The sequence below is a fragment of the 'Fragaria x ananassa' phyllody phytoplasma genome (assembly GCF_018274325.1).
Taxonomy (GTDB): Bacteria; Bacillota_I; Bacilli_A; order Acholeplasmatales; family Acholeplasmataceae; genus Phytoplasma.
Map to the genome: position 1 here is coordinate 38716 of NZ_JAGVRH010000003.1, position 25710 is coordinate 64425.

A 25710-nucleotide genomic window follows, 5' to 3' on the forward strand; every position below is an offset into this window, starting at 1 on the left:
CTAAAAGAGGATTAGCTCAGTTGGGAGAGCGTCTGCCTTACAAGCAGAATGTCGGGGGTTCGAGCCCCTCATCCTCTACCATAAATTTTAACCGCCTACGTAGCTCAGTTGGTTAGAGCATCTGACTGTTAATCAGAGGGTCCTAGGTTCGAGTCCTAGCGTGGGCGCCATTTTATTAATTTTTACTTTTGAAATTATTTTTTAAATGAGTATTTATTTCAAAAATATTTAAACTACTACATTACAATTATTTTTTATTGTTTTTTTTGTAATAAAATTTTTTTATATTTTTTAAAAACAATTTTAAATTGATTTTTTCATTAAATATCGCTTAAAATTTAAATAATTAGATAATTCAAATAAGCTAGTTTGTTGAAATGAATTCAAATTCTAGCTTTTTATTTTTATAATTATTAAAAAAACAACCAAAAAATTAATTAAAGGAGCAATGAAAGTGTTAAAGAAAGTTTTTGAAAATACTGATTTAAAAAATTCTTTTAAAGTTGAAATAGACACTTACGCTCGCAGTGTTGATACTTCTGTTTTAGTGCATTTTCAAGATACAGTGGTTTTAACAACTACTGTTTTTAGTCATTGTTTAAATAATTTTGATTTCCTCCCTTTAACTGTTATTTATCAAGAAAAATTTTATGCTGCTGGAAAAATTCCTGGTAGCTTTTTAAGAAGAGAAGGTCGTTTAAATGATCATGAAGTTTTAACTTCGCGTTTAATTGATCGCTCCTTGAGACCATTATTTCCCGCAAGTTTTAAACAAGAAATTCAAGTTATTAACATGGTTTTAAGTAGTGATCCTGATTTTAAAAGCGAGTTAGCTTCTATTATAGGCAGTTCTCTTTCTTTATTGATTTCTGAAATCCCCTTTTTTGAACCTGTATCTGGAGTTTATGTTGGAAAAATCGATAATCAATTAATAATCAACCCTACTTTGCAACAATCATCAAATTCCTCTTTGCATTTAATGGTGGCAGGAACTAAAAAGAATATTATTATGATTGAAGCTCACGCTAATGAAGTTTCTGAAGAAGTTTTTTTAGAAGCAATTTCTTTTGCTCATCAACATATAAAAAAATTATGTTTATTTCAAGAAAACATTAAAAAAGAAATCGGTAAAACTAAAAACTTAAATAATTGTAATTCAATTGATTTAACTTTAGAAAAAGATTTTATTCTAGAATATCAACCTAAAACCAAAGAAGCTGTTTTAAAATTTTCTGATCGAACAGAAAAAAACCATTTACAACTTTTAAAAGAAGAAATTTTGGAAAAAGCTCGCCAAAAACCTTTTTTTAAAACTATTCAAGAGGTTACTTTTTTTGATTTTGAGGCTCAAAAAAAATATTTGCAAACCATAGAAACTTTATCTCAAAAATTATTTAAACAAGAAATTCGAAATTACATCATTAAAGAAAAAAAAAGACCTGATCAAAGAGATTTAGAAGAAATTAGGGAATTGGGTTCACAAATTGATTTACTTCCAAGGACTCATGGTTCTGCTTTATTTACTCGAGGAAAAACTCAAAGTTTAGCGGTCGTCACTTTAGGTTCTTTATCTGAAAGTAAAATTATGGATGGTTTAAACGATGAACAAAACAAGCGTTTTATGCTTCATTATAACTTTCCTCCTTTTGCTGTTGGTGCTATTGGCCGTTATGCTGCCCCTAGCAGAAGAGAAATTGGTCATGGTGTTTTAGCTGAAAAAGCTATTCTTCCTTTTTTACCTCAGGAAAAAGATTTCCCTTACACTATTAGAGTTGTTTCTGAAATTTTGGAATCAAACGGTTCTTCTTCTCAAGCTACTGTTTGTGCTACTTCTATGGCTTTGATGGCTGCAGGAGTTCCTTTGAAAAAAGCAGTTTCTGGTATTTCTATAGGATTATGCTTTGATCAAAAAACCAATGAATATACTATTTTAACTGATATTCAAGGTCTTGAAGATCATATTGGCGATATGGATTTAAAAATAGCAGGAAGTTCCCAAGGAATTACAGCTTTACAAATGGATCTTAAAATTCAAGGAATTTCGGAAAAAATTTTAAAAGAATCTTTATTTCATGCTAAAAAAGGTCGTCTTCATATTTTAGAACATATGAATAATATTATCTCATCACCTCGTGTAGAAATTTCCAAATATTCTCCTAAAGTCAAGATGATTCAAATAAGACCAGAAAAAATCCGTGATGTTATCGGAACTGGTGGCAAAATTATTAATCAAATTATTGAGGACAACAATGGAGTTAAAATTGATATTGAACAAGATGGTCGTGTTTTTGTGATGCATTCTGATTTAGCAATGGTTGATAAAACAATTTCTTTTATTGAAAACTTAATACAAGAAATTAAAGTTGGTAATTCTTACCAAGCTACTATTTTACGTTTTTTAACTGATAAATACGGTAAAATTTTAGGGGCTGTTGCTCAAATTTTTCAAGGAATTGAAGGATTAATTCATTCAAATCAAATTAAATCTCAAAAAATCACCGATATTTTAAAAATAGATGAAAAAGTATTAGTTAAATGTATTAAAATCAATGAACGAGGAAGGATTGATTTTTTATTTTTATCAAAAAAATAATGTATTTCAAATCATTTTAAAAAAATTTAAAAATAAAGATAAAATTTAGTTTTTTTAATATGAATTGTTTAATTGAATAATCATTTAAATATTAATTATGAAAAGTATGGTATCCCTATATGAATGAATTTTTAAATAAATCAGATATTACTGGATTAACTAATCAGCAAGTAGATCAAAAAAAAGCTTTAGGGCAAATTAATGTTGTTTTTCGAAAAAATTCTCGTAATTTAAAAGATATTTTATGGAGCAATTGTTTTAACTCCTTAACTTTATTAATTTTAATTGTGACAATCATAATTATTTCTATTAAAAAATACGCACATTTGTTTTTTTTATTGGTATCTTTAACTAATATGTTAATTAGTATTTTTCAAGAAATTAAGGCTAAAAAAACTCTAGATCAAGTATCTTTGTTGTTGAAAAATTCTTCTCAAGTTATTAGGAATGGTCAAAAAATAACTGTTGCTGTTACTGATTTGGTTTTAGAAGATGTTTTATTACTTGAAACCGGACAACAAATCACAGTTGATGCTAAAGTTAAGAGGGGAGTTATTGAAGTCAATGAATCACTTTTAACCGGGGAAACAAAATTAATAGTTAAAAGAGAAGGTGACTTTTTATACTCCGGTAGTTATGTTGTTTCCGGACAATGTTTAGCTGAAATTGTGGCAGTGGGAAAAGATATATATATTGAAAAAATCACTCAAGCGGCGAAAAAATATAAACAACCAAAAACTCCTTTGATGAAAAGTTTATTTTTATTAATTCAAATTATTATGGTCTTTTTAACTTTGTTTGTTGTTATTTTAACTATTTTTGGTCGTTCGCCACATAATTCTATTCTCAAAAACGACCAATTTTGGCTCGGTTTATGTGGCATGATGATAGCAATGCTTCCTTTAGGTTTATTTTTACTAACTAATATTAATTTAGCTGTTGGTTTTATCAATTTAGCAAAACAAAAAGCTTATGCTCAAAATTTATTTGGTATTGAAATGTTGGCTCAAATCAACACTTTATGTTTGGATAAAACAGGAACTATTACTGATGGAACGATGCAAGTAAAAACCATTATTCCTTATTATCCAAAACATTTTCCTTTTGAAAAATTAATAGCTTCCTTTTTAAAGGCTGAATCCATTTCTAATCATACTCGTGATGCTTTAATGAATAAATTTGGTCAAATAACTGATTTGTTTCTACCTAAACAAAATATTCCCTTTTCTAGTGTGAGAAAATATAGTGTTGTTAAGTTCGATGGTTTAGGTACTTATTTTTTGGGAGCTCCTGAGTTTATTCTTAAAAATAATTTTTCTTTAATTCAACAAGATTTTGAAACTCAAGTTAAATTAGGTCATCGAGTTCTTTTGTTTGCTCAAGTAGTCAATAATATTATTCCATCAAATGATCCTATGACTGATAAAAGTTTAGATGATTTTAAGCGTATTCCTTTGGCTTTAATTGTTATTGAAGATAATATTAAAAAAGACGCTCCTTCCACTATTGATTTTTTTCAAAAAAACGATGTTGTTGTTAAAGTGATTTCGGGGGATAATTATTTAACTGTATCTCAAATAGCTAAAAGAGTAGGTATTAATGGTTATCATAAAGCAATTAGTTTAGAAGGTATGACAGATGAGAAAGTTGCTAAGATAGCAACACAATATGATGTTTTTGGTCGTACTTCTCCTCAACAAAAAAAAATATTGATTCAAAATTTAAAAAAAATGGGTCAAAAAGTAGCTATGACAGGTGATGGTATTAATGATATTTTAGCTTTAAAAGAGGCCGATCTTTCTATTGCTATGGCTTCTGGTAGTCAAGCTACGCGAAATATTTCGAATTTAGTTTTAATGGATTCTAATTTCGCTTCGATGCCGCAAGTAGTTTTTGAAGGAAGAAGGATTATTAATAATTTAGATAAAATTTCGGTTTTATTTTTTACTAAGACCATTATTGCTTTTTTGTTAGCCTTAGCTGTTATTGTTTTTAATATTTTTTGCCAACCTTGTTATTTCCCATTTGATCCTTTAAAATTACAGTTTATTATGGATTATTGGGTAATTGGCATTCCTTCACTTTTGTTATCTTTTGAAAAAAATCATCAAATTATTAGTGGCCGTTTTTGGATTAAAAACCTCAAGAAAGCTCTTCCTTATGCTATTTTATCTTTTGTTAGTTATTGTTTTATTTATATTCATAAAGTATGTATCAATCAAGAAGCAACCGTAGATGATTTAAGGATAATTGCTAATTATTCTATTTTAGCTTCTACTTTAATTTTATTTACAGTTTTAGCTTTGGTTTGTAAACCTTTTAATTTAGCTAAAAGAGTTTTATTGATAGTTATGTTAGCTTTTTGTTTGTTTTTTTCTAATATTTTAAGCGTATTTAAAGTTTTTATTTCCTTGAATCCACTTGAAATAATATTATTAGTTGTTATTTTTATTTTATCTTTATTAATTTCTTATTTTTGGAAAGAATCTCAAAAAAAGATAAGATAACAAAGAAAGATTTATATGATTATTTATGGTAAAAATACTATCAAAGAAGCTATTTTAGCTAGTAGAAAAATTTATCAATTATACCTTGATCAAAAATTAAAAGATCCTTTGTTGATATCTTTTTTACAAAAAAGGAAAATCATGTATCAATTAGTTGATAAAAAATATTTATATGATTTAACAAAACAAAAAAATCATCAAGGGGTAGCGGCTAAAGTTCAAAATTATCAGTTTTATGATTTAGATAGCTATTTAGATTTTAATCAAAAACAACGTTTTTTGATTTTAGATGCTATTAATGATCCTCATAATTTAGGTGCTATTTTAAGAACTGTTGAAGCTTGTGGTTTTAATGGAGTTATCATGAGCAAAAAAAACCAAGTTCCTATAAACTCAACGGTAGCCAAAATTGCTTGTGGTGCTTTGGAATATATCAAAGTTTTTTTAGTTTCTAATTTATACCAAACTATTTTAAAATTACAAAAATATCAAGTTTTAATTGTGGGAACAGATGGTAACGCCACTCATTCTTTTAATCAAATTGCTAATAATCGATCTTTGGCTATTATTGTTGGCAATGAAGGAATTGGAATCCGTTATTTGTTAAAACAAAAATGTGATTTATTAGTTAAAATTCCTATGTGTGGTAAAATTAATTCTTTAAATGTCAGTGTAGCTGCTGCTTTGATGATGTATGTGAATTTGTTAACTTAACAAAAATAATTGTCAATACCCAATTGCTTGTATTTTGTTAGGCAATTCCTGTTCATATAGTTTTAATCCAAATTTATTATTAAATTTTTTTTTAATTTCAGTATAAATGAATAATCATGATTATTTACAAAAGATTATGTTAAATATTTTTCATTTTTGAAAAAAAAGTATTTTTTTTGTGATATAATAAAAAAAGATCTTTTAAAAAATTAAATTAATATTTTTTTAAACTTTCTGTTATCAAAGGAGTTATTTTTTGAAAAAAAATATTTTTGTTTGTGTTTTATGTTTGAATCGTAATTATCATATTAAATCTAAAACCAACAACAACCAACGACGCTTAGTTTTGAAAAAATATTGCTCTTATTGTAACCAACATACTTTGCATAAAGAAACTAAGTAAAGGAGTTTTTCAGTTTATGGCAATTAAAACAGTTAATGAAATTAAACCAAATCAGCTATTGGGTGTTATTAAAAGAGAATATAGTTTTATTAATATTTTATTATTTATAATATCTATTTTATCTTTGGGAAGTTGTGGAGAATTATGGAAACAACCGGAGGAAGGTAAGAGATTTTTTGGAAATGCTTATGATAGTCTTCAACCAGGAAAAATTCCTTTAGTTATTTTTTTTATTTTGATTTTTTGTATTGCTTCTTTTCCTTTTGTAAAAAGCGCTTTGGCACAAATTAAAAACATTACCTTCCCTTCTTTTAAAAAAATTGCGGTTAATACTTTACAAGTGATCTGTTTTACATTTTTTTTAATTCTTTGTATTTATTATTTTGGAGTTATCATTAAACTTTCTCATGAATTTTTTAAGAAATAAAAAAATAAATAGAAAAAATATATGAAAAAAGAAAAACAAATTATTAAAAAAATTGATTCCAAAAACAATGATCAAAAAGAAATACAGCAAGAATTATATCAACCTAAATGGTATATCGCTCAAACTTATGCAGGTTATGAAAATGTTGTTAAAGAAGAGCTACTTAGAAGAGTTGAAAGTATTGGTATCAGTGATTTAATCCCCAATATATTATCTCCTAAAGAAATTTATTACGAAACTCGTGTTGATGGCAAAAAAATTCCTAGAGAAAGAAAAATATATCCTGGATATGTTTTTATTCAAATGATCATCACAGATCGTTCTTGGTTTATAGTAAAAAATACACCTAGAATAACTGGTTTTTTAGGTTCTAGTGGTATAGGAACCAAACCAGTTCCCTTATCAGAACAAGAAATTAATCCTGTTTTGTTAAAAATGGGAATCATTAATAAACCTAATTATGAAAATTTAATTGGTAAAAAAGTAGAAATTATTTCTGGTTCTTTCACCGGACAAATTGGTCAAGTATCTATTATCGACGATAGTCGAGAAAAAATGATAGTAGAAGTTGATTTATTTGGTAGGTCTACACCAGTAGAAATATCCTTTAATGATTTTAAGGAAATATCTTAGTTTTTTATTAAAATATAAACATTTTTTACTAAATCTTTAAAATTTATGTTAAAATAAGTTGTCTAATTTTTTGTCATAGATTTTTTTAACTAATAAATGTTAATAATTAAAAAGAAAAAAAAGTTATGTATTTTTATTTTTTTGAATAAAATAAATAAATGGTTTTCATGTCACAAAGAAAGGTTTTTTATGGCTAAAAATGTTGTTAAAACGGTGAAATTGCAAATTTCTGCAGGAAAAGCTAATCCAGCGCCTCCAGTGGGTCCTGCTTTAGGGCAAGCTCAAGTTAATATTCCAGTTTTTTGCTCTCAATTTAATGAAGCAACCAAGGAAAAAGTGGGTTTTATTATTCCTGTAGTAATTTCTGTTTATGAAGATAGAAGTTTTACTTTCGTAACTAAAACTCCACCAGCTAGTGATCTTTTAAAAAAAATTGCTAAAATCGACTCTGGTTCTTCTAACGCTAAACAAAATAAAGTAGCAACTGTTACACGTGCTAATATTGAAGAGGTTGCAAATTTGAAATTGCCAGATTTAAATGCCTATTCTATTGAAAAAGCATGTAAAATAATTGAAGGAACTGCACGCAATATGGGGATTTTAATCGAAGATTAAGTTATGAAAAAATTTAAAAACAAAAATATTGATTTGTTTTGAGAAAGGAATTACTTAGATGAAACGTAGTAAAAAATATTTAGCAGCAAGTCAGAAAATTAATGTTAAAAAAACATATCCTCTTCAAGAAGTGATTAAATTAGCTCAACAAACTCAATTTACTAAATTTGATTCCACAGTGGAATGTGTTTTTAATTTGAATTTAGATCCTAAAAAAGCAGATCAAAATTTAAGAGGTGCTCTTAATTTACCACATGGAACAGGTAAGGTATTAAAAGTAGCAGTTCTTGCTCAAGGAAAACAAGCTAAAGACGCTCAAGAAGCCGCAGCTGATTATGTTGGTGATCAAGATTTACTTAATAAAATTGCTAAAAATTGGTTAGACTTTGATGTTTTAATAGCTACTCCTGCAATGATGTCTCAATTAAGTAAATTAGGACGTATTTTAGGACCAAAAGGACTAATGCCTAATCCGAAAGTAGGAACTGTTACTGATAATGTTGGGTTAGCTGTTCAAGAAATTAAAAAAGGTAAAATTGAGTATCGACTTGATAAAAATGGTAATATTCATGCAATTATTGGTAAAGTTTCTTTTGAAGAACATCAATTATTAGAAAATTTAAAAACATTATATTCACAATTGTTGGCAGTTAAACCACGTACAGTTAAAGGTAAATATATTAAAAACATCTCCTTGTCGACTACTATGTCTCCAGGAATTAAAATTGATCCTATGACAATTACATTACAATAAAAATCAAGTTTTTTTTGTTGAAGATTTAAAGAAAGGATAGATTAATGATAAAACCTAAGTTAACCAAAAAAATAGAAAAAGTTTCTTTTTTGCAAGAAAAATTTATTCAAGCTAAAACAGTTATTGTTTTTGAATATACTAGTTTGCCGGTAAGTGCTTTTATGCAACTTCGTCGTCAATTAAAAAAAATTAATTGTGAAGTTAAGGTTTATCCTAAAAACATTATGGAAAGAGCGGCTGTTAACGCTCAATATAATGATTTAATTGTTTTTTTAAAAGGACTTAAAGCCTTGATTATTAGTCAGCAAGATTTTTTAGAACCCATTAAAATTATTTATAATTTTGCAAAAAAAAATAAGACTATTAAGATTATTGCTGGCATGGTGGAAAAGAAACTTGTTTCTTTACAAGAAATCAATAGTTTAGCTACTTTGCCGTCTAAAGAACAAATTTTAGCACTTTTAGTTGTTAGCATGATGGCCCCTTTACAACAATTAGCAATTAGTTTAAAAATGTTATTAGAAAAACAAGAAATAAAAAATTAATAAATTTTATAATTATGAAAATTATCAAAAAGGAGATTAAAATGGCTAAATTAACTAAAGAAAGTTTTATAACAGCTTTAAAAGAAATGTCTTTGTTAGAAATCAAAGATTTGTTAGATGGGTTAAAAGAAGAATTCGGAGTTGATCCAAATACTTTAGTGGTAGCTTCAAATGGAGCCGCAAATGCAACTGAAGTGGAAGAAAAAACAGAATTTACAGTTATTATGAAAAATTTTGGTAAAAATCGAATTGCTGTGATTAAAGTGATTCGCGAAATAACAGGTTTGGGTTTACTTGATGCTGATAAATTTATCAAAGTTCCTGATCAAAAAGTAAAAGAAAATATTTCTAAATCATTAGCTGAAGATATTAAAGCTCAATTAGAAAAAGCTGGCGCTGTTATTGAGATTCAATAAATTATTCTCTTACAAGTGATATAAAAACCTGAGTTATCTCAGGTTTTTTAGTCTTGCAATCTATTTGTTTTAATATAAAAAGACAAAATTTAATTTAAAAATAGAGATTTTGCAAAAACTACTAATATGAAATAATTTATAGGAGAATAAGATGGGTTATAATAACATCAAATATGGTAAAAAAGCGGAACGTCGTAATTATTCCAAAATAATTTATGATGTTGATTTACCCAATTTAATTGAAATTCAAAACCAATCTTTTGATTGGTTTTTGAAGCAAGGTATTAAAGAGTTATTAGAGGATTTTTGTCCTATTGAAAGTTATAATGGTGATTTAAAAATTCATTTTGGTGATTATTATTTTACAGGACCTAAATATAGTATTGAAGAATCCAAAAATAAAGATATTAGTTATGTTATTCAATTGTTCGTTAAAGCTACTTTAGAAAATGTGTTAACTGGAGAAACTAAGCAAAGTAATATTTTGTTAACAGATTTACCTTTAATGACTGATACTGGTACTTTTATAATTAATGGCACTGAAAGAGTAGTGGTTTCGCAAATTGTACGCTCTGCTAGTGTTTATTTTTCTAGTAGTTTTGATGTTAAACTTAATAGAAATTTATATTCTGGACAAGTCATCCCTTCTCGTGGAGCCTGGATCGAATATGAAGAAGGATCAAAAGAAATTTTATATGTTAAACTTGATCGTTCTAAAAAAATCTCCCTATCTAGTTTCATTTATGCCTTAGGTTTCGACAATAAAGAAATGATAGAAAATGTTTTTGGTCAAAACCTAATCCTTAATTCTTTTTTTGAAAAAGAAACCAATATGGATACAGACAACGCTTTAGTGGAATTATATTCTAAAATTCGTCAAGGTGAGAAAGTTCCTGTAGACACAGCAAGAGAATTTATTAGAACAAGATTTTTTGATCAAAAAAAATATGATCTTGCTATAGTTGGTCGATATAAGTTTAATAAAAAATTAGATGTTTTAACAAGAGTGGAAAATACTTATTTAGTTTATGATTTTATTGACCCTAACACAAAAAAAATTATTTTACCTAAAAATGAACTTTTAACAAAAGAAAAACTTGAAATTTTAAAAAAACATCGTCATTTTTTACTTCAAGAACTGTTTGACCTTAAACATAATTTAGAAAATGAAACAGATGAAGAAATTTTATCTTATAAAAAAGATCCTAAAAAAGAACAATTATATCTTAAAAAAAATATTGTAAATATTCGTACAGGTGAAATTTTATTCACTCAAGGAATCTTAATAACTAATGAAGTGATTAATGATTTAAGAAAAAATATTCAAGCACTTGATGAAAAAGTTATTAAATTCTTTTTAGGCGCTAAAGATGTTTATCAAAAAGAAAATGAGCGTAAGGGAGTGTTTAATGAAATTTTAGAAGTTTACACTTCTAAAGATGAAAACAATAAATTAACCCATAAAGTTAAAATAATAGGAAATGATCAAAGAGAAACTAAAAAACACATTACCTTATCTGATATAATAGCAAGTATTAGTTATTATTTAAATCTTTATGAAAACATTGGTAATGTTGATGATATTGATCATTTAGGGAATCGTCGTTTAAGATTGATCGGAGAATTGTTAAAAAATCAATTTCGAATTGGTTTAACTAGAGCAGAAAAAAATATTAAAGATATGATTTCTGTTAGTAAATTTAGTGAGGTTGTTCCAGGAGATCTAGTTAACTTTACTTTTTTAACAAGTATCATTAAATCTTTTTTTGCAAGCTCACGATTATCTCAATTTATGGATCAAATTAACCCCTTAGCAGAACTTACGCAAAAAAGAAGGGTTTCAGCTTTGGGAGTAGGCGGGATTAACCGTGATCGAGCTGGTATTGAGGTTAGAGACGTTCATAATTCTCATTATGGCAGATTGTGTCCTATTGAAACCCCGGAAGGTCCTTCTATTGGGTTGATCACTTCTCTTTCAACATATACTAAAGTTGATAAGTACGGTTTTATTCAAACTCCCTTTTTTAGGGTTTTTAATGAAAACAGCAAAACTCAAATTTCGGATCAAATAGATTATTTAACAGCAGATCAAGAAAAAGAAGAAATTATAGCTTCAGCTGGGTTTGCTATTAATTCAGATAATACTTTTAAAGATCAAAAGGTGATTGCTCGGAAAAACGGAGAAACAGGGATTTATGAAAGAGAACAAATTACTTATGCTGATGTTTCTTCTAAACAAATCGTTTCTGTGGCAACATCATCTATTCCTTTTTTAGAGCACAATGATGCTTCGCGCGCTTTGATGGGTGCAAATATGCAACGTCAAGCGGTTACTTTATTGATTCCTGAATCTCCTATTGTAGGAACGGGAATTGAATATCGAGCTGCTAAAGATTCAGGTTCCCTGATTATTGCTAAAGAATCTGGTTTTGTAACTTACGTGGATGCTCAAAAAATTGTTATCACGAAAAAACCTAATCAAAATGTTTTACTTAATAACAAAATTATTTTCGATATGCAACAAGATTTCACTTACGAAGTGGCAAAAGAATTATATGAACATCAAATTAAAGATTATCAAGTTGAGTACGTTTTAATTAATTTTTTCAAATCTAATCAAGACACTTTGATTTTGCAAAAACCAATTGTGGTTTTAGGAGAATATATCCAAAAAGGCGATATTTTAGTCGATGGTCCCTCCACTTCTCAAGGAGAATTAGCGCTTGGTAGAAATGTAACGGTTGCTTTTATGACTTGGGAAGGTTATAATTATGAAGACGCCATTATTATGTCAGAAGAGTTAGTCAAAAATGATGTTTATACTTCTATTCATATTGATAAATATGAAGTTCAAATTAGGGAATTAAAAAAAGGTAGTGGCCAAGAAGAAATCACACGAGAAGTTCCTAATGTTGGTGTCGATGCCATTAAAAACCTAGATGAAAGAGGAATTATTATTCCCGGATCTGAAGTTAAAGAAGGCGATATTTTAGTGGGAAAAATAACTCCTCAAGGCAATGTTGAACCTTCATCTTATGAAAAATTAATTCAAATAGTAATTGGTGAAAAAGCTCGTGAATACAAAGATTCTTCTTTAAGAGTCCCTTATGGAGAAGGTGGAATTGTTCAAAGTATCCATTATTTTTCTAGAAAAAATGGTGACATTTTACCTTTCGGAGTTAATGAAAGCATTCGTGTCTTTATTGCTAAAAAACGTAAAATCAATGAAGGTGATAAAATGGCTGGTCGCCATGGTAATAAAGGAGTAATTTCGCGTATTTTGCCAAAAGAAGACCTCCCTTTTATGGCTGATGGTACTCCTATTGATATTATGTTAAATCCTTTAGGTGTTCCTAGTAGAATGAATATTGGTCAAATTTTAGAAATTCATTTAGGAATGGCTGCTAAAAAATTAGGAATAAAAGTGGCTACTCCTGTTTTTGATGGCGTCAACGATAATGATCTTAAAGAAATCATGCAAGAAGCCAATTTAGAACTTGATGGTAAAATGGTTTTATACGATGGCCGAACTGGTGAACCTTATGATAGTCGTATTTCTGTCGGAGTAATGTATATGATTAAATTATCACACATGGTTGATGATAAATTACATGCCCGCAATGTAGGTCCTTACACGTTGGTTACTCAGCAGCCTATGGGTGGTAAAGTCCAAAACGGAGGCCAAAGATTTGGTGAAATGGAAGTATGGGCTCTTTATGCTTATGGTGCTGCTCACACTTTACAAGAAATTTTAACTGTTAAAAGTGATGATATTATCGGTAGAAATAAAACTTATAGTGCCATTGTGAAAGGAACGTCTTTACCAAAACCAAGCATTCCTGAAAGCTTTAGAGTTTTTATTAAAGAGTTACAATCTTTAGGGTTATATGTTGAATTAATTAAGACTGACACCAAAGAAAACGAAATTAATAAATCCTTAATTGATTATAAAAAGGAAGGTTATAATTAAAGATGAGTGATAATCAATTATTTAGACCATTAAACACCCTAAAACTTACTCCTCTGATTTTAGAAAAATTAAAACTTTCAGGAATTAACACTTTGGAAGATTTTAATACTTTTTCTTTGGAAGAATTAAGAGTTTTGTTGCAAGAAACTTTTTTGGAAATTTTGCCTATTTTAAAACAATTTGCCTTACCTCGTGATTTAAAAAATCTTAATTTAAGTAAAAATATGATGGAACAATTTGCTTTTTTACAAATTAAAGATTTTGAGCAACTTTTGCACACACCTGCTGCAATATTGACTAAATCTTTTGAAAACTACCCGGTTTCTTTAAAACAGCTTCACGATTTATTTGTTTTGTATAATCACATCCCTCCTGTTGTTGATGAAAAAATTATTCCTAAAGCCCCTTTACTTTCATCTGATAAGGAATATGGAAGTCGCGATTATGATTATTTTAAAATTCGCTTAGCTTCTCCTGATGAAATTCGTCAATGGTCTTATGGTGAAATTACAAGTTATGAAACCATTAACTATCGCAGTTACAAACCTGAAACTGGAGGATTGTTTTGTCAAAAAATTTTCGGACCAGTAGTTGATTTTCAATGTGCTTGTTCTAAAAAACAAGTTAGTAATAAAAGTCAATTTTGTAACAAATGTGGTGTTGAGTTTACAGAAACAAAAGTGCGACGTGAAAGAATGGGACACATCGAATTACAAGCTCCAATTGTTCATACTTGGTATTTGAATTCATCTCCTAGTCGCTTAGCTATTCTTTTAAACATCAAAGCCAAAGAGTTAGAAAAAATAGTTTATTATGTTTCTTATGTAGTTATTGATCCTGGGAAAACTCCTTTTAAAGAAAAAGAAATTATTACTGAAACTCAATATACGGAAGCTTTACACCTTTGGGGTTCTAATAGTTTTGTTGTTTTAACAGGTGCTGAGGCGGTTAGAAAATTATTAGAAAACCTTGATTTAGCAAAAACGATTAAAATTCTTCGAAAAACATTGTCAGAAGTTTCTAAACAAAAAAGAGAGAATGTGATCAAAAGATTAGAAATTATCGAATCCTTCTATCAATCAGACAATAAACCAGAATGGATGGTGATGGATGTTATCTCTGTTTTACCACCTGGTTTACGACCGATGGTTCCTTTAGATGGAGGACGTTTTGCTACTACCGAAGTTAATGATTTATATCGTCGTATTCTTAACCGTAATAATCGTTTAAAAAAACAAATGATGCAAAAAGCACCTCGATTAATTATTAAAAATGAAAAAAGAATGTTGCAAGAAGCAGTTGATTGTTTGTTTGATAGTGATAAAAATCTTAAAAAAAATATTAATAATGTGGAAAAAAATCGCCCTCTTAAATCTTTATCAGAAATGTTACGCGGAAAGCAAGGACGTTTTCGTCAAAATCTTTTAGGAAAAAGAGTTGATTATTCTGGACGTTCAGTTATTATTGTAGGACCTGATCTTAAAATGCATCAATGTGGCGTTCCTCGTGAAATGGCAATTATTTTATTTAAACCTTTTATTCTTAAAAAATTACAAGAAACCAAAGGGATTGATAAAAAAAACGCCAATTCAATTTATGAAAAAATGAATGAAGAAGTTTGGAACGCTTTAGAAGAAGTGGTGAAGGAACATCCAGTGCTTCTTAATCGCGCTCCCACTCTTCACCGTTTAGGGATTCAAGCTTTTGATCCTAAATTAATTGACGGTAAAGCTATTCGTTTGCATCCTTTAGTAACCCCTGCTTTTAACGCTGATTTTGATGGCGATCAAATGGCTATTTATGTCCCTCTTTCTTTAGAAGCTCAAGCTGAAGCTCGTTTATTGATGTTAGTTTCTAATAATATTTTAGATCCTAAAAACGGTAGTCCAGTTGTTACTCCTTCTCAAGATATGGTGTTAGGGAATTATTATTTGACTATTGAAGAAAAACAAGATCGTATTTTGCAAGGTTATAATGCTTCACAACGCAATTTAGAACACCAGGAAAAACATCGTAATGAAGGGAAATTCTTTGTCGACATTAATGAAGCTAAAATAGCTTATCAAAACAAAGAAATAGATTTACATACTCGAGTTTTTATCAAACCTCAATCTATTAATTTAACTTTCACTGAGGAACAAAAGAAAAAATATTTAATGACGACTTTAGGAAAATTAATTTTTAATGATATTTTGCCTGTTAATTTCCCTTATATTAACGAACCCACTCAATTCAATTTATATGTTAAAACACCTGATAAATATTTTTTAAATCCAGGAATCAATCCACAACAATTTTTAAAAAAACTACCCGCTCCCAAACCTTTTAACAAAAAGTTTTTATCAATGATTATTGCTTGTTTTTTTAAACAAATGAAAATTACAGAAACTTCTAAAATGTTAGATCATATTAAGAATTTAGGTTTTAAATATTCTACTATTGCAGGGATTACTGTTTCGTTTGCTGATATTAATACTTATTCTGAAAAAGAAAAATTATTAGAAATCGTAGAAAAACGTAATATTCAAATTGAAAATTGGTATCATCAAGGATTTTTAACAGATATTGAACGTCGTCGCTTAGTTATTAATGAATGGAAAGTTATTCGTGATCAGATTCAAGAAGGTTTAATGAAAGAGTTTCAACAGGACAATCATATTTTTATGATGAGCGAAAGTGGTGCTCGTGGTAGTGTTTCTAATTTTACTCAATTAGCTGGAATGAGGGGATTGATGAATAACCCTAAAGGGGAAATTATTGAAGTCCCAGTTAAAGCCTCTTTTAGAGAAGGACTTAAAGTATCTGAGTTTTTCATTTCTACTCATGGAGCTCGTAAAGGTTCCACTGATACTGCTTTAAAAACTGCTGAATCAGGTTATTTAACTCGTCGTTTAGTTGATGTTACTCAAGATATTGTAGTGATTAAAGAAGATTGCGGTAGCGATCGTAGCTTTATGGTAGAACCTATGATGAGCGATGGCAAAGAAATCGTGTCTTTAAAAACTCGTATTATAGGTCGTTTTGCTAGTCGTGATATTCATCATCCAAAAACTCATGAAACTATTGTTTTACGTAATGAATTAATTACTGAATTAAAATCTCAAGTCATTATTGATGCTAAAATTAAAAAAGTTCCTATTAGAAGTACTTTAACTTGTAATTGTGAATATGGTATTTGCGCTAAAGATTATGGGATTAACTTAGCTACTAATAAATTAGTTGAAATTGGCGAAGCTGTTGGAGTTATTGCTGCTCAATCTATTGGTGAACCAGGAACTCAATTAACTATGAGAACCTTTCATACCGGAGGGGTTGCCTCAGCATCTGACATCACTCAAGGACTTCCTAGAATTGAAGAACTTTTTGAAGTAAGAAAACCTAAAGGAAAAGCTTTAATTAGTGAATTTAAAGGTAAGATTAAAAAAATCAACCATCCGCGTTCACAACATCCAGAAATTGTGATTGTCCCAGAAAACGATGTACAAAACGAACAACTTTATGCTTTAGATGCTAATGTAGATATTTTAGTAAGTAAAAACAACGATGTTTATCCGGGTCAAAAATTAACCTCTGGCTCAGTTGATTTAAAAGAACTTTTGAGAGTAGCAGGCACTATAGAAACTCAAAAATATATTTTAGAAGAAGTTCAAAAAGTTTATCGCGCTCAAAATGTGTTTATTAGTGATAAACATATTGAAATCATTATTCATCAAATGTTTAAACAAGTTTTAATTCTTGATGAAGGTGATACACAACTTTTACCTGGTACAGAAATTTCCATTAACAGTTTTAAGAAAGCTAATTTAGAAATGTTAAAAGAACAAAAACGATTAGCTTTAGCAAGACCAATTATTTTAGGAATTACTCGTTCCTCTTTAAGAAGTGATTCTTTGCTTTCCGCTGCTTCTTTCCAAGAAACTACTAAGATTTTAATTGATGCTGCTATTAAAGGGAAAGTAGACCATTTATATGGTTTAAAAGAAAATGTTATCATTGGTGGTTTAATTCCTGCGGGTACAGGTATTTTAGAAACTACGGATTTTGAATATCCTAAAAAAATACTTCCTAAAGATGAAAATTAAATCTAAAAAAAATAAAAACCACAAAAAGAAAGGAAAATTACTTATGCCTACAGTCTCTCAATTAATTAAAAAAAGAAGAATTAGCAAAACTGCTAAAACGAAATCACCAGCTTTAAGCTATGGTTTTAATGTTTTACACAAGAAAATTCAAAATTATAATTCTCCTCAAAAAATGGGAGTTTGTATTCGTGTTACTACAATGACTCCCAAAAAACCAAACTCTGCTTTGCGTAAATTCGCAAGAGTTCGTTTAAGCAATGGTGCTGAAGTAACCGCTTATATCCCAGGAATAGGTCATTCTTTGCAAGAACACAGTTCAGTTTTAGTACGTGGTGGAAGAGTTAAAGATCTTCCTGGTGTCCGTTATCACATTGTTCGTGGTACTTTAGATGCTGCAGGTGTTGCTAACCGTCAACAAGGACGTTCTAAATACGGCTCTAAAAAACCTAAAATTAAGAAATAAATTTAAAAATCATTATATTAAATAAAATATTATCAAAATTTAAGAAAGTAGGTGAATTGTTTTGTCTCGTAAAGGCCATATTAAAAAGCGCGATGTTCACCCTGATCCTGTTTATAATTCTAAGTTAGTTACTAAAACTATTAATGCTATTATGGAAGATGGCAAAAAAAGAACAGCGCAAAATATTTTTTATCAAGCTTTAAAAATAATAAAAACAATTACTCAAAGAGATCCAATTGAAGTTTTCCACGAAGCGCTTAACAATATTATGCCTATATTAGAAGTTCGTACTCGTCGTGTTGGTGGTCAAAATTATCAAGTTCCTTCTGAAGTTCGTCCTGAAAGACGTCAATCTTTAGGATTAAGATGGCTTATTCGCTACACTAAGGAACGTAATGAAAAAACCATGGAAGAAAGACTTGCTAAAGAAATCATAGATGCTTCTTTAGGGAATGGTATATCAGTTAAAAAAAGAGAAGAAACGCATCGTATGGCTGAAGCTAATAAAGCTTTTGCACATTATCGTTGGTGATTTTTGACATTATAGGAGAATAAAAAATGGCACGTCAGTTTTTATTAAAAAAAACTCGTAATATTGGTATCATTGCTCATATTGATGCAGGTAAAACTACTACTACAGAAAGAATTTTATTTCACACTGGAAAAATTCATAAAATCGGAGAAACCCATGATGGTGCTTCTCAAATGGATTGGATGGAACAAGAACAAGAAAGAGGTATTACTATTACCTCAGCTGCAACAACAGCTTTTTGGAAAGAATATCGTATTAATATTATTGACACTCCTGGCCATGTTGATTTTACAGTTGAAGTTTCACGTTCTTTAAGGGTTTTAGATGGAGCTGTTACAGTGATTGATGCTCAAGCAGGAGTGGAACCACAAACTGAAACTGTTTGGCGTCAAGCTAGTGAATATAAAGTACCAAGGATTATTTTTATTAATAAAATGGACAAAATTGGTGCTAATTTTACTTATGCAATTGAAACTCTTAAGCAAAGATTAGGAGTAAAAGCTTATCCTATTCAATGGCCTATTGGTGCAGAAAATGATTTTAATGGCATTATTGATTTAATTGAATTAATTGCTTTTGAATATGATAATTCACCCGAAGAAAATGGAAAAATAATTGACATCCCTTTAAATTTAAAGACCATAGTTGAAACTAAAAGAAATGAATTAATTGAAGCTTTATCTAATGTAGATGAAGAATTAATGATACTTTACTTAGAAGAAAAACCTATAACTTCTGAAATATTAAAAAAATCCCTTCGTAAAGCTACTTTACAAGCTGCTTTTTTCCCGGTTTTATGTGGCTCCTCTTTTAAAAACAAAGGGGTTGTGAAAATGTTGGATGCCATTGTTGATTTTTTGCCAGCTCCTTGTGATGTTTCTTCTGTTGTTGGTTTTGATTCTGACAACAAAGAAATTGTTCGTTTGAGTTTAGACGAACAACCTTTTACTGCTTTAGCTTTTAAAGTCATGACTGATCCTTATGTGGGAAAATTAACTTTCTTCCGTATTTACTCAGGAACAGTTAAATCTGGCTCTTATGTTGTTAACACAGTGAAAGGGATCAAAGAACGTTTTGGACGTTTGCTACAAATGCACGCTAATTCTCGTGAAGAAGTTAAAGAAGCACATACTGGAGATATTTTAGCAGTTGTTGGTCTAAAAGGAACTACTACGGGAGACACCCTGGCAGCAGAAGGAGAGACTATTGTTTTAGAATCAATGAATTTCCCTGAACCAGTAATTGAAATTGCAGTAGAACCTAAAACCAAAGCCGATCAAGATAAAATGGGGATTGCCTTATCTAAATTAGCTGAAGAAGATCCTACTTTCAAAGTTTTTTGCAATCACGAAACAGGACAAACTATTATTGCAGGAATGGGTGAATTGCATTTAGATATCATTATGGATCGCCTTAAAAGAGAATTTAAAGTACAAGCTAATGTAACAACTCCTCAAGTGGCTTATCGCGAAACTATTACTCAAACAACTGAAACTGAAGGTAAATTTATTCGTCAATCGGGTGGTCGTGGTCAATACGGTCATGTTTGGATTCGTTTTGAACCTAACCCTGGTAAAGGTTTTGAATTTGTGAATAAGATTGTTGGTGGTGTTGTTCCTCGTGAATATGTGCCAGCTGTTCAAAAAGGAATTCACGAAGCTCTAGCAGTTGGTATTTTAGCTGGTTATCAAATTATTGATATTAAAGCTACTTTATTTGATGGATCTTACCATGATGTTGATTCTTCTGAAATGGCTTTTAAAATTGCTGCTTCTATGGCCTTGAAAGAATCAAAAAACCAAGGCAATCCAGTTATCTTAGAACCAATTATGGATGTTGAAGTAGTTACTCCTAATGATTATGTTGGTAGTGTTATTGGTGATTTAACTTCACGAAGAGGTCGTTTGGAAAATCAAGAATCACGCGCTAATACAGCTGTTATTAGAGCTTTTGTCCCACTTGCTGAGATGTTTGGTTATGCTACTATTTTACGTTCCAACACCCAAGGAAGAGCTACTTTTATAATGCAATTTTCAAAATATGAAAAAGCACCTAAAAGCATTACTGAAGATATTATTAAAAAACGTACTTAATTTAGTTTCATCTTTAATAATATTTTTTTCCTTCTTTTTTTTCATAAAAGAGTTGTTTTATTAAAAAAATAAGTTAAAATTTAAATGGTAATAATTATTAAAAAACCTCAAACCAAATTAAAAGGAGGCCTTTGAAAATGGCTAATGAAAAATTTATAAGAAATAAACCACATTTAAATGTTGGAACTATCGGTCATGTTGACCACGGAAAAACTACTTTAACTGCTGCTATAACTGAGGTGTTATCATCTCAAGGTTTAGCAAAAAGTAGATCTTATGATCAAATTGATAATGCTCCTGAAGAAAGAGAACGTGGTATTACTATTAAAACTTCTCACGTTGAATATGAAACTGTCAAAAGACATTATGCTCATGTAGATTGTCCTGGACATGCCGATTATATAAAAAATATGATTACTGGTGCCGCTCAAATGGATGCAGCTATTTTAGTTGTTTCTGGTTCAGATAGTGTAATGCCTCAAACAAGAGAACATATTTTATTAGCACGACAAGTTGGAGTTCCAAAAATATTAGTGTTTTTAAATAAATGTGATCTTTGTCCTGATGAAGAAATTTTAGAGTTAGTTGAAATAGAAATTCGTGAATTATTATCTAAATATGATTTTCCAGGAGATGACACCCCTATTATTAGAGGTTCGGCTTTAAAAGCATTAGAAGGTGATGCTCATTATGTTGCTCAAATTAATGAATTAATTAACACTTTAGATACTTACATTGAAGATCCAGTTCGTGAAGTTGATCGTCCATTTTTGATGCCAATAGAAGATGTTTTCACTATTACCGGTAGAGGAACAGTGACTACAGGGAGAGTTGAAAGAGGAAAAATCAAAGTTGGTGATGAAGTAGAAATCATTGGTTTAAAAGAAACTAAAAAAACTACTGTTACAGCTATAGAAATGTTTAAAAAAGATTTAGATTTAGCTCAAGCTGGTGATAATATTGGTGCTTTATTACGTGGAATCAACAGAGAAGATGTTCAACGTGGTCAAGTGTTGGCTAAACCAGGTTCTGTAAAACCTCATTCTCAATTTGAAGCTCAAGTTTATGTGTTAACTAAAGAAGAAGGAGGACGCCATACTGCCTTTTTCTCAGAATACCGTCCTCAAATTTATATACGTACTACAGATATTACAGCTGTTATTCATTTACCAGAAGGAACTAAAATGGTGATGCCAGGCGATAATGCAGAATTGACTGTTACTTTGAATAATCCAATTGCTATTGAAGAAGGAACTAAGTTTTCTATTCGTGAAGGCGGTAAAACAGTTGGTGCAGGAACTGTTTCTAAAATTATTAAATAAATTATTTTAACTTTATAAAATTTACAAAATAAAAACCCTTTATTATGGGTTTTTATTTTTTTAAACGACTTGCAATCAGTTTTTATAAAAAAAACACGTTATTTCTTTTTTTTATTTGACAAATAAATGAATATTAAATATAAATTTTTTTAAATAAAAAGACAAATAACTTGCATTTTTTTTGAAAAAAAAGTAATATATAAGTGTACTTGTTTATTCATAAGTAAAAAAGTAATGATTTAAAATAATGAATATGTAATTCATTAAAATAGTTAAATTTAAGATATTAAATATTATTAATTAATAAAAAAAGGTGGTTTTTTTGAATGAAATCAAATAATAATATCATTAAAGTAAATGATTCTTTAGAAAAAATTAAAAATACATTTCTTTCTTTTGATGAAACAAACGATTATAAACTTCAAGCAAATCGCAAAGGTATTGCTTTTAAGACTATTTTGCTTTTGCTTATAACTTCTATTACTGCTATTGCTTTTTTTATGATTTTTAAAAATCGATTAAATATAGGCAATTATGGTGTTTCAAGTTTATATTATGTTATGTTAATATTATGTTTTGCAAGTATATTTGTTTATCAAATGGGAATGACTCAAATTCACAATTCTAAAATGTTGAGTTTACTTTATGTTTTTATAGAAGGACTTTTTTTATCCGTTTTATTGATTTTTGTTAATGTGGTTTATAATAAATGGATTGATATAGCTTTTATTGCTATATTCTCGACTGTTATTGTCTTTTTAATCATGGCTCATGCTTATTATAAAGGGATTTTAAAAGTTACTAATAGATTTAGAACTATTATGTTTAATTGTGGTGCAGCCCTTCTAATTGCTTATTTGGTTCGTTTAGTTCTTATTATGTTTGGAATTGGAACATTGGAAAACATAATTCATCACAGTATTTTAACAATTCCTATCAGTTTAGTTATGTTAGTTTTTGTATCTTTACAATTAGCTCTTAATTTTGATTATACTGAGAAAATGATTCAACAAGGAATGCCTAAAAAATACGAATGGCAAATATCTTTAATTTTTGCATCAACTTTAATTCATATTTTTATCAGAATTTTTAGTCTTTTATTAAGATTAATGGGCGATACAAAAAAATAAGACCACTTATATATGGTCTTTTTTATTTATTTTGGAATAATAAATTCGCTCTAGTTCCTAAATTCATTGGTAATTCTAATTGATTTATTGTTATTAAATCAATTTTCATTTTTTTTAATAGTTTTTGATTATCTTTTAATTCTTGGGCGAAATTTTTACCTTTCATGGCGATAAAATGCCCCTTTTTTTTAACCAAAAAAGCGCACCATTTTAAAATTAAACTTAAATTTCCTAAGGCTCTTGTGACAACACAATCATAACCTTTATTATGGGTTTTAGGGTTATGATTTTCTGCTCTTTGGTGAAAAAAATAGATATTTTTTAAAGATAAACGAAAAGCTAATTTTTTTAAAAAACTAATTTTTTTTAAAGAAGATTCTACAATATAAATGTTTAAATGTGGATTGATAATTTTCAAAGGAAAACTGGGAAATCCAGCTCCTGAACCAACATCGCAAATATTACTAATTTGTGTAAAATCAAATACTTTTGTTAAAGCTAAAGAATCATAAAAATGTTTATAATAAACATCTGATAAAGAAGTTAAGCTGGTGAGATTCATTTTTTGATTTTCTTCTATCAAAAATTTATAATAAAAATCAAATTGTTCTAATTGTTTGTTATTAAGATTAAATGTTTGTTTTAATAAATTACAGCAAAGCATGTTGTTTTTCTAAATAAACCAATAAGATAGAAAGATCTACTTGGTTTACTCCTAATATTCTAGAAGCTTGTCCTAAAGTTTCTGGTTTGATAAAGTTTAATTTTTCTTTTGCTTCTTGGGATAAATTGTGAATTTCTAAATAATTGATTGTTTTAGGAATTATCTTCCCTTCTAATTTTAATAATTTTTGAGCTTCTTTTTTGGCTTTTGCAATATACCCTTCGTATTTAATTTGTATTTCAACTTGTTCATAAATGTTTTGATCAACTTGTTTTTTTAAAAAATATTGTAATACTTGATAATTTAATTCAGGTCTTTTTAATAATTGTGATAATGTTGTTTTTCCAACAAAAGGGGAAGAATTTAAATTTTGGAGGTAACTTAAGTTAGATTCATTAGGTAAAATTTCTAAATTTTGGGCTTTTTCTAATAATAGTTTGATCTTTTCTTTTTTGATGTTAAAATTATAGTACTTTTTATCATCTATTAATCCTAGTTGATAACCATAATCTTTTAAACGTAAGTCAGCGTTATCATGTCTTAATAATAAACGAAATTCAGCGCGTGAAGTTAATAAACGATAAGGTTCTTGAGTCCCTTTAGTAATTAAATCATCGATTAAAACACCAATATAAGCTTCATTTCTTTTTAAGACAAAAGCGGGTTTATTTTGCAATTTCAAAGAAGCGTTAATACCTGCCATTAATCCTTGACATGCTGCTTCTTCATAACCACTAGTTCCATTCATTTGTCCTGCGAAAAAAAGATGAGAAATTTTTTTAGTTTCTAAGTTGTGTTTTAATTGATTAGGATTGAAAACATCATATTCAATTGCATAAGCATATTTTGTAATTTCAGCATTTTGTAAACCAGGAATAGTTTTTAATATTTCGTGTTGTACGTTTTCAGGCATACTAGTTGAAAGACCTTGTAAATACATTTCATTTAAAGATAAACTTTCTGGTTCAATAAAAATTTGATGATTATTTTTATCATAAAAACGAACTACTTTATCTTCAATAGAAGGACAATAACGTGGTCCTGCTCCTTTGGTATGACCGCCATACATAGCTGATTTTGAAAGATGTTTTTGAATTACTTGATGTGTCTTTTCGTTTGTGTGAGTTAAAAAGCAAGGTTCTTGATGATTTAGAGTTTTGATAGGACTATTGAAACTAAAAGTTTGTAAGTGATTATCTCCTAATTGAATTTGGGTTTGGGTATAATCAATTGTTGATTTTTTAATTCGGGGTGAAGTTCCTGTTTTAAGGCGAATAATTTCAAACCCTAAGTTTTTTAGTTGTTGGCTAATCCCATAAGTAGTTGGGTTGCTGTTAGGTCCAGATTCTTTTTTAGTTGAACCAATTAAAATTTGACTTGCTAAATAAGTTCCTGTAGTGATAATAACGGTTTTACTATAAATTTTTTGGCCATTTACAAGACATACACCCTTAATTTGTTTGTTTTGTATTAATAAATTGTTAACTAATCCTTCTAATAAAGTTAAATTAAAAACTTCTTTTAACATTTTTAAAATCACTTGAGGATATTTTAGTTTATCAATTTGAGCCCTTAAAGCTCTTACTGCAGGTCCTTTGGAAGAGTTAAGCATTTTAATTTGGATTTGAGTTAGATCTGCGGCTTTTCCCATAACTCCGCCTAAAGCGTCTATTTCACGGACAACAACTCCTTTAGCAGGTCCGCCGATAGAAGGGTTACACGGTAAAGAAGCAACTTGACTCAAAGAACCAGAAATTAACAAGGTTTTATGTTTTTTAGCTAGCGCTAAAGCGGCTTCTATTCCTGCATGTCCTGCTCCGATAACAATGCCATCATAAATCATTTGA

General features: G+C 29.0%; 19 protein-coding genes and 2 tRNA genes. 19 read left to right on the forward strand and 2 right to left on the reverse strand.

The features are described from left to right. Positions 1–5: 5 nt before the first annotated feature. From J8J04_RS01405 to J8J04_RS01495, 19 genes are all read left to right on the forward strand, one after another. Positions 6–81 (forward strand) — tRNA-Val (locus J8J04_RS01405). A gap of 12 nt (positions 82–93) precedes the next feature. Next, positions 94–170 (forward strand) — tRNA-Asn (locus J8J04_RS01410). 284 nt (positions 171–454) lie between these two features. Beyond that, positions 455–2593, forward strand: a complete 2139-nt coding sequence (locus tag J8J04_RS01415; RefSeq protein WP_212331238.1) for a polyribonucleotide nucleotidyltransferase — start codon at positions 455–457, stop codon at positions 2591–2593. 119 nt (positions 2594–2712) lie between these two features. Beyond that, a complete protein-coding gene (locus tag J8J04_RS01420; protein ID WP_212331240.1) occupies positions 2713–5100 on the forward strand; it encodes an HAD-IC family P-type ATPase in 2388 nt (795 codons plus the stop codon). Positions 5101–5115: 15 nt separating this feature from the next. Continuing rightward, positions 5116–5814, forward strand: a complete 699-nt coding sequence (rlmB, locus tag J8J04_RS01425; RefSeq protein ID WP_212331242.1) for a 23S rRNA (guanosine(2251)-2'-O)-methyltransferase RlmB — start codon at positions 5116–5118, stop codon at positions 5812–5814. Between the two features lie 256 nt (positions 5815–6070). Continuing rightward, positions 6071–6217 carry a 50S ribosomal protein L33 gene (gene rpmG / locus J8J04_RS01430; RefSeq protein ID WP_212331252.1) on the forward strand — a complete coding sequence of 49 codons (147 nt, stop codon included), beginning with the start codon at positions 6071–6073 and terminating at the stop codon, positions 6215–6217. A 16-nt stretch (positions 6218–6233) separates the two neighbouring features. Next, positions 6234–6644: a preprotein translocase subunit SecE gene (gene secE, locus J8J04_RS01435; protein WP_212331254.1), complete on the forward strand. Its 411-nt coding sequence runs from the start codon at positions 6234–6236 to the stop codon at positions 6642–6644. A gap of 21 nt (positions 6645–6665) precedes the next feature. Next, on the forward strand, positions 6666–7277 hold the full coding sequence (nusG, locus tag J8J04_RS01440; RefSeq protein WP_212331269.1) for a transcription termination/antitermination protein NusG: 612 nt from the start codon (positions 6666–6668) through the stop codon (positions 7275–7277). 189 nt (positions 7278–7466) lie between these two features. Continuing rightward, positions 7467–7892 (forward strand): 50S ribosomal protein L11, encoded by a 426-nt coding sequence (gene rplK, locus J8J04_RS01445; RefSeq protein ID WP_212331273.1) that lies wholly within the window; start codon positions 7467–7469, stop codon positions 7890–7892. A gap of 58 nt (positions 7893–7950) precedes the next feature. Further along, positions 7951–8646 (forward strand): 50S ribosomal protein L1, encoded by a 696-nt coding sequence (rplA, locus tag J8J04_RS01450; RefSeq protein ID WP_212331276.1) that lies wholly within the window; start codon positions 7951–7953, stop codon positions 8644–8646. Positions 8647–8690: 44 nt separating this feature from the next. Continuing rightward, on the forward strand, positions 8691–9191 hold the full coding sequence (rplJ, locus tag J8J04_RS01455) for a 50S ribosomal protein L10 (protein ID WP_212331279.1): 501 nt from the start codon (positions 8691–8693) through the stop codon (positions 9189–9191). 41 nt (positions 9192–9232) lie between these two features. Further along, the gene (gene rplL / locus J8J04_RS01460) at positions 9233–9607 is read left to right on the forward strand and encodes a 50S ribosomal protein L7/L12 (protein WP_212331282.1); all 375 of its coding nucleotides are present in this window, start codon (positions 9233–9235) and stop codon (positions 9605–9607) included. A gap of 151 nt (positions 9608–9758) precedes the next feature. After that, on the forward strand, positions 9759–13577 hold the full coding sequence (locus tag J8J04_RS01465) for a DNA-directed RNA polymerase subunit beta (RefSeq protein WP_212331297.1): 3819 nt from the start codon (positions 9759–9761) through the stop codon (positions 13575–13577). 2 nt (positions 13578–13579) lie between these two features. Beyond that, the gene (gene rpoC / locus J8J04_RS01470) at positions 13580–17659 is read left to right on the forward strand and encodes a DNA-directed RNA polymerase subunit beta' (protein ID WP_212331299.1); all 4080 of its coding nucleotides are present in this window, start codon (positions 13580–13582) and stop codon (positions 17657–17659) included. 43 nt (positions 17660–17702) lie between these two features. Further along, positions 17703–18122: a 30S ribosomal protein S12 gene (gene rpsL / locus J8J04_RS01475; RefSeq protein WP_212331301.1), complete on the forward strand. Its 420-nt coding sequence runs from the start codon at positions 17703–17705 to the stop codon at positions 18120–18122. Between the two features lie 61 nt (positions 18123–18183). Next, positions 18184–18654: a 30S ribosomal protein S7 gene (gene rpsG, locus J8J04_RS01480; protein WP_212331310.1), complete on the forward strand. Its 471-nt coding sequence runs from the start codon at positions 18184–18186 to the stop codon at positions 18652–18654. 26 nt (positions 18655–18680) lie between these two features. Continuing rightward, positions 18681–20747, forward strand: coding sequence for an elongation factor G (gene fusA, locus J8J04_RS01485; protein ID WP_212331311.1), 2067 nt, complete (start codon positions 18681–18683; stop codon positions 20745–20747). Between the two features lie 137 nt (positions 20748–20884). Further along, the gene (gene tuf / locus J8J04_RS01490) at positions 20885–22069 is read left to right on the forward strand and encodes an elongation factor Tu (RefSeq protein ID WP_212331312.1); all 1185 of its coding nucleotides are present in this window, start codon (positions 20885–20887) and stop codon (positions 22067–22069) included. 326 nt (positions 22070–22395) lie between these two features. Then, entirely contained in the window at positions 22396–23199 is an 804-nt protein-coding gene (locus J8J04_RS01495; protein ID WP_212331314.1) for a Bax inhibitor-1/YccA family membrane protein, read from the forward strand. A 22-nt stretch (positions 23200–23221) separates the two neighbouring features. Here J8J04_RS01495 and rsmG read toward each other — a convergent pair whose 3' ends face one another. Both rsmG and mnmG read right to left on the reverse strand, forming a co-directional pair. After that, positions 23222–23863, reverse strand: coding sequence for a 16S rRNA (guanine(527)-N(7))-methyltransferase RsmG (gene rsmG, locus J8J04_RS01500; RefSeq protein WP_212331316.1), 642 nt, complete (start codon positions 23861–23863; stop codon positions 23222–23224). Further along, positions 23850–25706: a tRNA uridine-5-carboxymethylaminomethyl(34) synthesis enzyme MnmG gene (gene mnmG / locus J8J04_RS01505; protein ID WP_212331318.1), complete on the reverse strand. Its 1857-nt coding sequence runs from the start codon at positions 25704–25706 to the stop codon at positions 23850–23852. Before mnmG ends, rsmG begins: the two co-directional genes overlap by 14 nt. Positions 25707–25710: the final 4 nt, after the last annotated feature.

Excerpts from the sequence above, each read along its gene's own strand:
- rpsL (WP_212331301.1), top strand. The coding sequence starts at position 17,703 with ATGCCTACAGTCTCTCAATTAATTAAAAAAAGAAGAATTAGCAAAACT.
- rplJ (WP_212331279.1), top strand. The coding sequence starts at position 8,691 with ATGATAAAACCTAAGTTAACCAAAAAAATAGAAAAAGTTTCTTTTTTG.
- rplL (WP_212331282.1), top strand. The coding sequence starts at position 9,233 with ATGGCTAAATTAACTAAAGAAAGTTTTATAACAGCTTTAAAAGAAATG.
- nusG (WP_212331269.1), top strand. The coding sequence starts at position 6,666 with ATGAAAAAAGAAAAACAAATTATTAAAAAAATTGATTCCAAAAACAAT.
- J8J04_RS01465 (WP_212331297.1), top strand. The coding sequence starts at position 9,759 with ATGGGTTATAATAACATCAAATATGGTAAAAAAGCGGAACGTCGTAAT.
- rsmG (WP_212331316.1), bottom strand. The coding sequence starts at position 23,863 with ATGCTTTGCTGTAATTTATTAAAACAAACATTTAATCTTAATAACAAA.
- rlmB (WP_212331242.1), top strand. The coding sequence starts at position 5,116 with ATGATTATTTATGGTAAAAATACTATCAAAGAAGCTATTTTAGCTAGT.
- rpoC (WP_212331299.1), top strand. The coding sequence starts at position 13,580 with ATGAGTGATAATCAATTATTTAGACCATTAAACACCCTAAAACTTACT.
- J8J04_RS01495 (WP_212331314.1), top strand. The coding sequence starts at position 22,396 with ATGAAATCAAATAATAATATCATTAAAGTAAATGATTCTTTAGAAAAA.
- rplK (WP_212331273.1), top strand. The coding sequence starts at position 7,467 with ATGGCTAAAAATGTTGTTAAAACGGTGAAATTGCAAATTTCTGCAGGA.
- secE (WP_212331254.1), top strand. The coding sequence starts at position 6,234 with ATGGCAATTAAAACAGTTAATGAAATTAAACCAAATCAGCTATTGGGT.
- rplA (WP_212331276.1), top strand. The coding sequence starts at position 7,951 with ATGAAACGTAGTAAAAAATATTTAGCAGCAAGTCAGAAAATTAATGTT.
- mnmG (WP_212331318.1), bottom strand. The coding sequence starts at position 25,706 with ATGATTTATGATGGCATTGTTATCGGAGCAGGACATGCAGGAATAGAA.
- fusA (WP_212331311.1), top strand. The coding sequence starts at position 18,681 with ATGGCACGTCAGTTTTTATTAAAAAAAACTCGTAATATTGGTATCATT.
- J8J04_RS01420 (WP_212331240.1), top strand. The coding sequence starts at position 2,713 with ATGAATGAATTTTTAAATAAATCAGATATTACTGGATTAACTAATCAG.
- tuf (WP_212331312.1), top strand. The coding sequence starts at position 20,885 with ATGGCTAATGAAAAATTTATAAGAAATAAACCACATTTAAATGTTGGA.